This window comes from Polaribacter staleyi, from assembly GCF_038024045.1.
GTDB classification, from domain to species: Bacteria; Bacteroidota; Bacteroidia; order Flavobacteriales; family Flavobacteriaceae; genus Polaribacter; species Polaribacter butkevichii.
This window is the reverse complement of the sequence record NZ_CP150665.1, coordinates 2,962,389-2,974,714: the sequence shown is the minus strand read 5'-3', so window position 1 is coordinate 2,974,714 and position 12,326 is coordinate 2,962,389. Positions and strand designations below refer to the sequence as shown.

The 12,326-nt window shown below is 31.6% G+C and carries 5 protein-coding genes and 1 tRNA gene; 1 reads left to right on the top strand and 5 read right to left on the bottom strand.

Annotated elements, in window-relative coordinates; translation table 11 throughout:
- Positions 1-4: 4 nt before the first annotated feature.
- From WHD07_RS12570 to folB, 5 genes are all read right to left on the bottom strand, one after another.
- Entirely contained in the window at positions 5-850 is an 846-nt protein-coding gene (locus WHD07_RS12570; RefSeq protein WP_105049543.1) for an MBL fold metallo-hydrolase, read from the bottom strand.
- Between the two features lie 465 nt (positions 851-1,315).
- Positions 1,316-3,664 carry a penicillin-binding protein 1C gene (pbpC, locus tag WHD07_RS12565; RefSeq protein ID WP_343328688.1) on the bottom strand — a complete coding sequence of 783 codons (2,349 nt, stop codon included), beginning with the start codon at positions 3,662-3,664 and terminating at the stop codon, positions 1,316-1,318.
- 415 nt (positions 3,665-4,079) lie between these two features.
- The gene (locus WHD07_RS12560; RefSeq protein WP_422897639.1) at positions 4,080-9,629 is read right to left on the bottom strand and encodes an alpha-2-macroglobulin family protein; all 5,550 of its coding nucleotides are present in this window, start codon (positions 9,627-9,629) and stop codon (positions 4,080-4,082) included.
- Between the two features lie 136 nt (positions 9,630-9,765).
- A tRNA-Cys gene (locus tag WHD07_RS12555) sits at positions 9,766-9,836 on the bottom strand.
- Positions 9,837-9,932: 96 nt separating this feature from the next.
- Positions 9,933-10,289, bottom strand: coding sequence for a dihydroneopterin aldolase (gene folB / locus WHD07_RS12550; RefSeq protein ID WP_343328686.1), 357 nt, complete (start codon positions 10,287-10,289; stop codon positions 9,933-9,935).
- Positions 10,290-10,507: 218 nt separating this feature from the next.
- On the opposite strand from folB, the gene WHD07_RS12545 reads away from it, so the two are divergent.
- Positions 10,508-12,193, top strand: a complete 1,686-nt coding sequence (locus WHD07_RS12545) for a glutamine--tRNA ligase/YqeY domain fusion protein (RefSeq protein ID WP_343328685.1) — start codon at positions 10,508-10,510, stop codon at positions 12,191-12,193.
- Positions 12,194-12,326 lie beyond the last annotated feature (133 nt).

The window sequence follows — 12,326 nt, the reverse complement described above, 5'->3', positions numbered from 1 at the left end:
TATCTTAATTAAATATGTCTATAAATTTATGTGTATTCTTTAATCTAACTCCTTTTTCTGTATGCTGAACCGTACAAATTTCATTATAAGCATCATGTTCTAAAAAAAGGTAATATTCTTTATCTGCAGCTTGGTTTAAAAATGCTGCTTTTTCTTTTAACGTTAACAAAGGCCTTGTATCATACCCCATAACATAAGGCAAAGGAATGTGCCCAATAGTTGGTAATAAATCGGCTACAAAAACAATGGTTTTACCTTGGTAAGTTAACATAGGTAACATTTGTTTTTCTGTATGGCCATCCATAAAAAGTACGTCAAAACCAATTTGTTCTTTAAAATTACTGTGAATAAAATTTAATTGACCACTTTCTTTTATCGGGATAATATTTTCTTTAAAAAAAGAAGATTTTTCTCTTGGGTTGGGTTCGGTTGCCCATTTCCAATGTTTATCATTAGACCAAAATTTTGCGTTTTTAAAAGCAGGTTGTAAAAAAGTTCTTTCTGCATTCCACTCTATAGCTCCTCCACAGTGATCAAAATGTAAATGTGTTAAAAAAACATCTGTAATATCATCTCTATGAAAACCATATTTTGCCAAAGAAGTATCTAAAGAAAAATCTCCAAAAAGGTAATAATAGCTATAAAATTTATTTGATTGTTTTGCTCCTAAACCTGTATCTACAAGAATTAAACGGTTTCCGTCTTCAATAAGCATACTACGCATGCTCATATCTATTAAGTTATTTTTATCTGCCGGATTGGTTTTTTGCCAAATTGTTTTAGGTACAACCCCAAACATTGCACCACCATCTAATTTAAAATTACCTGTTTCTATAGGATATATCTTCATTCTGTGTAGATTAAAATCATAAAAAAAATCGACTATAAAAATAATCAATTAAGACTTAATATATTCACAATACTTCATAAAAGTACAAGGGAACAAAGATGTAGAAAATTATATAAGTTTTTGTTAAGAAAAATCTAAAGGTTACCTATAAAACCTAAAATATTTTATGAATTTTAACCTTACTTATTATTAGCCTTGTTAAAACTCAAATTACATAAAAATTTAGCAACTCTTAAAATTAAAAAAACTAAAAGAGTTAAACCTAGAATTACAAATAACAATTGATTTTCGAAAACAGATTCTACTGCTGCTACATTATTTGAAGATAAAACTTGTAAAAACATAATCTATAGTCTTTTTTAACTGTGGTTAGCAAAAATAGTATAGAACTGCGTTTTTGAAGGTATTTTTCGATAAACTGCACTTTAGTTTCGATGACAAGAGATGTAATTACTTTTAAATAAATTATTCCTTAACTATTATTTGTTGATGAATTTCGTTTCCAAAATTATCTGTAGCAGAAATAAAGTAACTTCCAATCCCTAAATTCACACCAAATTCATGCACTTCTTTTGTGGTTCCCAAATACGTATCATCTACATACCAATACAATACTGCCTCTTTATTTGCATGGGCTATTTTTAAAACAAGTTCATTCTTTTTTCCATCAAAGTTCTTTGGCAAAAAAATGGTGCTTTTTTCTGTTGGATACATAAATTTCATCACATTTTTTTGTTCTCCTAAACAATCATTTCTAAATTTTGGTAACGGTTTGTAAAACGGATTTTTATCCTTGTAATAGTATTCCATTAATGGAGGCAACACAAACCATTTTTTTTGCTTGATATTTTCTAAGCGTTCACAAGAAGTATTTACTTGATAATTTTCTGACACATCCACATTCACCAATACATGATATGGACAAGGTTTGGTTTTTAAACCCGAATTCTGTACAAATTCTACAGTTTTTTCTTCGCAATTTTCAGTAGCCCTATAACCACTTTTAGTACAAACTTCTATTTCTGTCATTTCATCAAAAGGTTTTTCAAACCATTCTGAATTTGGTAATTTATCAAAAATATCAAACAAAATAGGTGCTGCTGCTTGCACGCCAACCAAACCAGGTCTTCCTTCTCCATCGGCATTCCCCACCCAAACTCCAACTACATAATCTTTGGTTGTTCCTATTGCCCAAGCATCTCTGAAACCAAAACTAGTACCTGTTTTCCAAGCAATTTGTTTAGACGAATTAAAAAACTCCCAATTTTGATCTGCATTGGGTCTATTTACATCTTTTAAACTCTCAAAAGTTAAATAAATAGAAGCGGCATCAAAAATGATTTTTTCTGATGATTTTTCTCCGAAATCTATTTTTTTATCGGCATAAAAAGTAGGTTCACAAAATTCATTTTTAAAATACCTGCTCGAATTTTCTGAATAGTGATTTACCGTAGATGCCATTGACGCATAACTCTTACACAAATCCCACAAATTGCTCTCGGCACCACCCAAAGCCAATGTTAACCCGTAATAATTAGGGTTTTTCTTTAAATCTTTTAACTTTAACTTTTGTAAATAATGATGAAATTTTTCTAACCCAAAACTTTGCAACATTCTTACCGTTGGTACATTTAAAGATTTAGACAATGCTAATTTTGCAGAAACAGCACCCGCATATTTTTTGTCGAAGTTTTCTGGATGATAACTTCCAAAATTTGTTGGTACATCTGCAATTAACATATTTGGCAACAAATCTCCACTATCTAACATGGCTGCGTACAAAAATGGTTTTAAAATACTTCCTGTACTTCTAGGCTTATCTATAACGTCTACAAATTTTTGATTTTTTTGCGTTGTTTCAGAATTGCCCACATAGGTTAAAACCTTCCTACTTTGTACATCTAAAACCAAAACAGAAATATTAAATATCTCATTGTTTTTCAGTTTTTTATAATGATTATTTACAATTAAATTTGTTTGAATTTGCAACTTTTTATCAATCGTAGTTTTTACAAATTTTCCATTATTATTTTTATTTATTTTCTGCAATAAATGCGATGTAATTTGTGGAAGTAGATATGGTTTTTGCGGTAATTCTTCTAAAACCGACAATTCATACGTTAATGAATCTATTATTTTTTTAGTGAGTAACTTTTTTAACAATCGATTTCTTTTTGCTAATAATCTATGTTGATTTTTCCCCGGATAAATCAAGTTTGGCGCATTGGGTAAAACGGCTAAAGTTGCGGATTCTGCCCAAGATAAATCTGTAGCTTTTCTATTAAAGTAACGCCAAGAAGCAGCATCTAAACCTATAACATTCCCACCAAATGGCGCGTTAGAACTCCAATAGGTTATAATTTTTTCTTTAGACGCCCTAAACTCTAAACGCGTTGCCAAAATTAATTCTTTTACTTTTTCTAAATAAGTTCTTGGTCTATTATCTCTACTTAACCGAATTACCTGTTGCGTAATGGTACTTCCGCCTCTTTTTACACTTCCGGCTTGTAAATTTTGTTTTAATGCTTTCAAAATAGAAACCGGATTAAACCCTGGATGTTCATAAAAATGTTCATCTTCAAACTGAATTAAACAGGTTTTAAATTTCTGCGGAACCGAATCGTTATGCGGAAAACGCCATTGACCATCTTTTGCTATTAAAGCCCCCAATAACTCATTTTTGTTACTTGTAATTACAGTTGATGTTGGCTTTGTAAATAATTTATTAGGCAAACAAATCACATAGAAAATCAGCAAAACAACCACTAGAATTGTTTTCTTTTTATGACGTTTTATGTAGTTTGTTATTTTCAATTTTTGATGTATTAATTTCTTTTAAGATTTAATTGTCCTTTCGAAATGAGCTTTTTTAGCGATTGAGAAATCTCACAAACAAAATATTCATGATGAGATTCCTCTTCCTACGTCAATTGGAATAACAATTCTACTTTTATCTGTCATTGCGAGTTTACAAAGCAATCTGTAATTTTATTCCAAAGATTGCTTCGTTCCTCGCAATGACAATCATACACATATTACCTGTACAAGCGTCACTTCGAAATGAGCCTTTTCAGCGATTGAGAAATCTCACAAACAAAATATTCATGATGAGATTCCTCTTCCTACGTCAATTGGAATGACAATTCTATTTTTATCTGTCATTGCGAGTTTACGAAGCAATCTGTAATTTTTATTGAAAGATTGCTTTGCTCCTCGCAATGACATTTTTTTACTTAATAACCTGTATCCAACTCCCTTTAGTTCTCACCATATAATCATTATCATACATTGCTTCTACTTGAATCCCTGGTAAATAATAAGTCCCTAAATACGCAGCATTCAATAAAACTGAAAACGTTTTTGTTTCTGATTTTTTAGATTGATGTTTCAAATCGAAGTAAAAATTAACCCTATCATCTCTAATATCTGTATAACGAGCTTCACTTTTTGTGGTCGTTCCAAAATCGGTAAAACGAGTGTTAACAATTTCCCATCCGGATGGAAAAATTTGTGTTAACGCAATATCATTAACCGTTTCGTTTTTAGGATTACTGACCGTAATTTTTGCTACAAAATCCTGACCTTGTTTTAAGTTTTTTATATCAATCGACTTTCCTTGTAAATCTTTATACTGAACAGCAACACTTAAACCTCTAGCTTCTGTAATTTCATCGCCCAAAGGCAATTGACCCGAATTGATAATTCTTGCAAAAACAATATTATTATCATCATTTTTTATGTTGATAGCATTTGTACCGCTTTTTACATCTAAAGTTCGTTGCACCATAGAACTTTGCGTTTTAATAGCCACTGTTTTTCCATTATTGGTATACTTCAAATTCATGGCTTTTCCTCCGTTTTTAACAACCATTTTACCAATTGCTAACAAACTATACGCGGTAGATTGGGTGCTCATCCATCTTTTACTAGACAACTCTTTGGCTATAGATTTTGCCACACTTTTTATGTCTTTATGATCGGTAATTAGCATGGTTTCTAAAGCCATTGCTCGGTTTCTATCTACAGAACCATAAGAGTAATAATTATATTTAGAAGAGGTGAAATTAATGTTTGCACTACTCATAATTTCTTTACTTGCTTCTTTTTGTCCTGCCAAAGCATAAGCTGCAGCCAATCGCCATTTTGCTTCGTTAGAAATTTGCTTAAACTCGCGCATTCTGTTCATGGCAGACAAATCTGGACTACCAGCCAATGCCAATGTATACAATCTGTAAGCTTGCGCTAAGTCTGTGTAATTATGACTATAATTCGGTCTCCAGTTTCTTGCAGCATTTTTCTGATATCTTATAAAATTACTTTTAAAAGTTAACGGTAAAACAAATCCTTTTTTAGCAGCTTCTAACATAAAATGACCTGCGTATGTTGTACCCCAATCATTTACATAATTTTCTCCAAGCCAATAACTCAAACCTCCATTTGCTTGCTGAAAGTTTCCTAATCGCTTAATTCCGTTTTCTATATTTTCCTGAATTTCGCGTTTTTTATCCGACGTTAAGTCGAAAATATCATTCAGAAATAATTGAGGAAAAACACTCGACGTAGTTTGCTCTACACAACCATGTGGATACTGAATTAAATACGCCAATCTACCAGAAAAATTAATTGGCGGAATTGTAGACAACTCTAACGTAGCTGTATTTGAACCTGCTACACCAAATGTACTAAAGTTAATGGTTTGGGTTTGTTTCCCTACTATAGTTGCCTCTACCAATTTAGAGGTAGTTGGGTTTGGATTTACAACATCTAATTCCACTTTATAAGTAGCTTTTTCTCCGTTTCCTGATGCAATAATTTCTACCGTATTTATGCCGTTTGCTTTTAAAACATCCAATTCAAAATACACCATTTTTTCATCTGGTTTCTCAAAATTGATGTTTTGCGTTTTATTGCCAATAACCGAAATTCCGTTAGACGTTTTTACCTGAACCGTTACATTTTTCACTTTTTTATCCATTGCAAAAATGGTAATTGGCAAGGTAACTTTTTCTTTTGGTGATAATTTTCTTGGCAACGTAGCCAATACCATTAAAGGTTTTTTAACAGGCACCGCTTTTTCTGCATTTCCAAAAGCTTCCTTATTTACATCACCAGCAACCACCATTGTTCTTACAGAACCAATATAATTTGGTAAGGTAATTTTATGCGAAGCTGTTTTTCCTTTTCCTAAATAAAACGGACCTAAATACTTTACAACCGGTTTAAACCTGTTGGCTTTTCTATTTTTCCCTTTTGCAGCACTTCCATCTCCACCAATTGCAAAAACCTGATCTATACTACCCGAATACGCACCAATTACATCATCAAAAATATCCCAAGTTTTTACACCTAAAGCTTCTCTTGCATAAAAAACATCAAACGCATTCGGTGTTTTAAATCGTGTTAAATCTAACAAACCTTCTTCTACAACCACCAAAGTATAGGTCATGGTTTTGTTGTTTTTTTCTGAAACTTTTACCACAAACTCTTTTTCCGGCTGTAACTCATCTGGCATAGAAATCTGAGGTTCTAATTTGGTGTTTTTATCTTCTACCAAAAGCGGAATTACACCAAATAACCTTAATGGCAAATCGTTTTCTGAAACATGATGTGGTTGCAATAATGAAATGTTTACAAACACATTGGGTGCCATATTTTTGTTGATAGGAATTTCTACAGAAGTTGTTCCTTTTTTAGTTTCTACCCATTTAGTTTCTAAAACTTTTGTACCATTTTCTATACTGATTAATGCATGCCCTTTACTACCTGAAGGAAATGTAATTTTTGCAGTTTCACCAACAGCATACTTTTCTTTATCCGCAGAAAAAACCAACATTTTAGCAGCTTCTTTATCGCCAGAACCAGCATTTTGCCACCAATTCTTATAAAAATACGCAGTTCTACCCGTTGCATGACCACTTTTTTTATCAATAACACGTATTAAAAAACGACCTCTATCTCTTTCTGGAATATTTAATTTAAAACTTCCTTTTCCTTTAGAATCGGTACTAATTTTTATTGTTTTATAAGGTTTATTATAAGTACTAGAAGTATATCTCGATAAATTATCATCTGAAGAACTCCACCACCAACGCCATTGAATTTGATACACTTCTACCTCAATTTCATCTCTTTTAGTTGGCACTCCTTTTTCATCAACAGAAACCACAGAAAAGGTTTGATTTTCATCCGTAAAGAAAGAACCATATCTATTTCCTTTTGGCGATTTTAACCCGATAAAAGAATCAAAAGGTGCATATTTTTTAGTAAAAGCATCTATAGAAAAATCTCCTCCGTTTTCAAAAGCTCTTACCAGAAACTGAACATTTAACATGCCCGGAGCATTTTTACCAATACTTAATTTACTATTGATATTTGCCTTTCCGTTCGCATCTAACTTCCCTTCAAAAACATTTATTTCTTCGGATGAAAAATCTCTTGACGGATCTGTAAAAACATAATCTTTATAGGCTTTAAAGCTATAATTAGCCGAAGAAACCTTAGCTTTAATTTCTGCTTTTAGATTTTTTGCAGGTGTACCATGCAACCATTTTACATCTAAAGTTCCGTTTATAGGTTTGTTGTTAGATAAAACCTCATCATTAAAATCTACTTTAATTTTTAAACGATTTGGTTTAACTGTTTCAATTTTTAAACTCTTGTAAAACTTGGCACCACCTACAGAAATTTCGGCATTGTAGTTCCCTGTTTTTGCTTCTTGTACTGTAGAAAATGTAAACTTGTAAAAATTATTAAGATTCTCTGATGTTACTTTTTTATACACCAATTTACCACTAGGATCTGTTACTTCTAATTTTACAGGATGATTTTTTGGCAACTTATTATCGGCATCATTTAGCATAAAAGTTAAGTGCACATTATCTCCAGGGCGCCAAACGCCACGTTCTCCATACAAATATCCTTTTAAACCTTTTTGGGTTTTACTTCCGGCAACATCAAACTTACTTAAAGACAAAGAATTTCCGTCTAACAATCTAATATAGCCTTTGTTATTTCCTTTAGAAACTACTGCAAAAGCAGCACTTTTGTCGGTTTCTACATTTGCAAACCCTTCTGAGTCTGTTTTAGTAGAAAGAATTTCTTGTTGCTGAAAATTATATAATTTTATAATAGCACCTGTTTCTGGTTTTGTCGTTAAAATATTAGTAATAGCAAAGAAATAAGAGTTGTCTGTCCCTTTTTTTGCAATGATACCTAAATTAGAAGCCAGTAAATTCTGAGTTACTTCTTTATAGCGATAATAAGAATCTGAACAAGGATTGTCTCTTTCTCTCCAATCATAATCACGGTCTTTATAATCGTATAATTTATTATCCCAATACAACTCTTCTCTTGCATTTGCGTCTTCAACAATACTTAAATCATCAAAGTCATTATCATCAAATTCCTCTAAATTTGTATTGGAAGTTTTATTTTCTGAACACGTATAAAACACCTGATTTTTATGATAACTCAACTCTACCCTGTAAATTGCTCCAGGTTCTGCCTCAAACATTTTAGACAGATCTACACTGTATGCTTTCCATTTTTGTGTATTGTTCTTTTTATTATCAATTAAAGTAATGGTTTGTTTTGCAACTCTTCTACCAACTCTTTTAATTTGATACTCATTATTACTATTGATGTTATTTTCTTGCAAAAACTGCAATACATTATCTTCATATATTTTAATAACTCTAACATCTACTTCTTTTACGTTGATGGCCTCGAAATTGAATTTTAAATCTTTAGAGTTTGGTAAAATTGTTCCGCTACTTATGGCTCTAATTTGTGGTTTTTTTTGCTCGAAAGTAATGGTTTCTTTAAAAAGTTTTTTGAGTTTAAAATCATCTGAATTTCTAATTCCTTCAAAAACGGAAACCAAAATATTTCCTTCAAATTTATTATCAGAAAATACTTTTAACTCATTTCCGTTAACGATAAAACGAGGTTTTTTTTCATTTTGAATAGCAACCAAACCATCAAAATTTTGTTGTTTTTTTAAGCGATCAGAAAAGTTGATAGAAATGTATTGCTCTGTACTATTATTAACTTTTAAGCTTAGTACTTTAAAATTGTTTTTACCCGGAATTAAAATTTTATTTTTTCCTTTTGATGTTGCGTTAATTGCTTTACCATCCCAAGAAATTTCTAATTGAGAATCGTCTACAAAACGTTTGATACTATCAATCTTAAATTCAAATATTTTTCCTTTCTCATACGATTCATTCCAAATTATATTTTTTGAATCGCTGTTTTGAGAAGCATTTAAAAGCTTTTTTGCATTTTCTAGAGAAATTACATCTGCAGATTTTACAACACCTTCTACATATTGATATTCTTTAGAATAGGATTGTAAATTATTGGTTTGAATATTAAAATTAGGTGTAATTGTTTTAAACTGAAACGTGTAATCGTTAAATCCCTGAGGTGTATTTTTATAAATCTCTTTTAACTTTACCGTTACACTATATTCTGTATCTGCATCTAAAACTTCATCCGGAATAAAAATAAAAGCATGCTTATTTACCGTTTTAATTTTTCCGTTTACAAATGGTTTTATAGCAATTATTTCTGATGAAATTTCTTTATTTGCTTCCCAACCGGCTACTTCTTTAGCTAGGTTAATTTCAATATTATTAGCCACAGAAACTACTCCTGAGGTAGTATAACTAATATATTCTTTAAATTTAAAGATATTATCGGTTTTCATTTCTTCTTTTTTACAAGAAAAAATTAATAGCAAAATTGAGATTGTTAAAAGTAGATTTTTAAGTTTCATAATAATTGTATTTGTAAACACTTATCAAAAGTAAGGGTTCCTTTTTAACTTAAGGGTAACCATTTAGTATTCGCTACTGTTTATTTAGTATTCGCATAAAATAAAAAAACCCCAATCTTAAAGACTGGGGTTTTTGAGGTGTCTAGCGGATTCGAACCGCTGTACATGGTTTTGCAAACCATTGCCTAGCCACTCGGCCAAGACACCTTTTTATCTTAAAACTAATTTACAAAAATTTATAAATATGTTTTTAAGGATTGCAAATTTAAGCAAATTTACAAGGATTGCAAGTGTTTTTTTACTTTATCGCTTTTTTGTAAGAATAATTACCACTTCTTCTACATTTCCGCCGATAGGTGGATTTATTTTTGCCACAGAAACTTTGGCTTTTTTTACCATTAAAATTTCTTTAAAAATTCTATCTAATATTCTCTGTGCCACCTCTTCTAACAACTTAGAACGAATTGCCATTTCTTCTTTTACAATACGATTTAAGTGTACATAATCTACCGTATCTGCCAATTCATCTGTTTTAGATGATTTTTTTAAATTGGCTTTAATTTCTACATCAACATTGTATTCAGATCCTATTTTTGCTTCTTCTTCTAAACATCCATGAAAAGCATAGAGTTTTATATTGTTTACTTGTATTATTCCCATTTTGTATTTTAAAAGTACAAATATAGCTTTATTAACCGATTTTTATTGACTTTCTACAACCGTGTTAGTGATAGAAACGGCAGCTTTTTTATAGTTTTTTTTCTAAAACTATAAAAAACTACAGTGTAAAGCACGACCCGCAGGGAAACACCCAAAAAAAAGGACTTAAAAATGAGTTATTTTATGTAATTTTGGGGCTTAATTTTGTACCGAAACAGATGTCTGAAGAGAAAAAATCGCTCAATTTTTTAGAGCATATTATTGAAGAAGATTTAGCAAACGGAATGCCTAAAGAAAATTTACGTTTTCGTTTTCCGCCAGAACCAAATGGGTATTTACATATTGGTCATACCAAAGCAATCGGAATTAGTTTCGGTTTAGGTTTGCAATACAATGCACCCGTAAATTTGCGTTTTGATGATACAAACCCAGCAAAAGAAGAGCAAGAATATGTAGACGCCATTAAGGAAGATATTTCTTGGTTGGGATATTCTTGGGCAAATGAATGTTATTCATCTGATTATTTTCAGCAATTGTTCGATTGGGCAATTTTGTTAATAAAAGATGGAAAAGCATATGTAGATTCTCAGTCTTCTGAAGAAATGCGTCTGCAAAAAGGGACGCCAACTCAGGTAGGTACCAATAGTCCTTTTAGAAACAGATCTGTTGCTGAAAACTTGGAATTATTTCAGGGAATGAAAGACGGAAAATTTAAGGAAGGGGAACATACTTTGCGTGCAAAGATTGATATGGAAAGCCCAAATATGTTAATGCGTGATCCTTTAATGTACAGAATTATGTATAAATCTCACCACAGAACGGGTGATGATTGGTGCATTTACCCAATGTATGATTGGACGCATGGTGAGAGTGATTATATTGAGCAAATATCACATTCTTTATGCTCTCTTGAGTTTAAACCTCACAGAGAATTATATAACTGGTTTAGAGATCATATTTATAATTTTAGTAAATCTGAATACCCAAATCCGCCAAAACAACGTGAGTTTTCTCGTTTAAATTTGAGTTATACAATTATGAGTAAACGTAAATTGTTAACGTTGGTAGAAAAAGGAATTGTAGCTGGTTGGGACGACCCAAGAATGCCTACAATTTCTGGTTTAAGAAGACGTGGTTACACTCCAGAATCTATAAAAAGTTTTATTGAAACTGTTGGTGTTTCTAAGCGTGAAAACGTAATTGATGTAGCACTTTTAGAGTTTAAAATTCGTGAAGATTTAAATAAAACTGCTAAAAGAGTAATGGGTGTTTTAGACCCTGTAAAAGTAGTAATTACGAATTATCCGGAAGGAAAAGAAGAAATCTTAGACGCTAACTATAACGACTATGAAGATGGTTTTGGTAGCAGAGAGGTTCCTTTTTCTAGAGAGATTTATATAGAACGTGAAGATTTTAGAGAGGAAGCTAATAAAAAATTCTTCCGTTTAAAATTAGGAAAAGAGGTTCGTTTAAAAAATGCGTATTTTATTACAGCAACTAGTTGTACTAAAGATGCTGATGGAAATATTACAGAAATACAATGTACGTATGATCCGTTAACAAAATCTGGAATGGACACTGAAGAAAGCAAGCGTAAAGTAAAAGGTACTTTGCATTGGGTTTCTGTAAAACATGCTGTAAAAGCAGAAGTAAGAGCTTATGACAGGTTGTTTTTAGATGAAGCGCCAGATAGCCACAAAGACAAAGATTTTATGGAATTTGTAAACCCTAATTCTTTAGAAATAATTACTGCTTTTGTAGAACCTAGTTTACAAACGGCTAAAATTGGCGAACGTTTTCAGTTTCAGCGTATGGGCTATTTTAATGTTGATGATGATGCTACCGAAGATAATTTAATTTTCAACAAAATTGTTGGATTAAGAGATTCTTGGGGAGGGAAATAAGTAGGCAGTGTTCAGTTGCAGTTATCACTGTTGGGGTGACTTAGTAGGCAGTAGCAGTGGGCAGTTATCACTGTTGGGGTAAGACATCTCGATACAATTTTGATGAAAAATCAAAATTACTCGATGTGACAGA

What these genes read in the sequence shown, in the direction of transcription:
- WHD07_RS12570 (WP_105049543.1), bottom strand. Translation starts at nt 850, where the DNA reads ATGAAGATATATCCTATAGAAACAGGTAATTTTAAATTAGATGGTGGT.
- WHD07_RS12560 (WP_422897639.1), bottom strand. Translation starts at nt 9,629, where the DNA reads ATGAAACTTAAAAATCTACTTTTAACAATCTCAATTTTGCTATTAATT.
- folB (WP_343328686.1), bottom strand. Translation starts at nt 10,289, where the DNA reads ATGGGAATAATACAAGTAAACAATATAAAACTCTATGCTTTTCATGGA.
- WHD07_RS12545 (WP_343328685.1), top strand. Translation starts at nt 10,508, where the DNA reads ATGTCTGAAGAGAAAAAATCGCTCAATTTTTTAGAGCATATTATTGAA.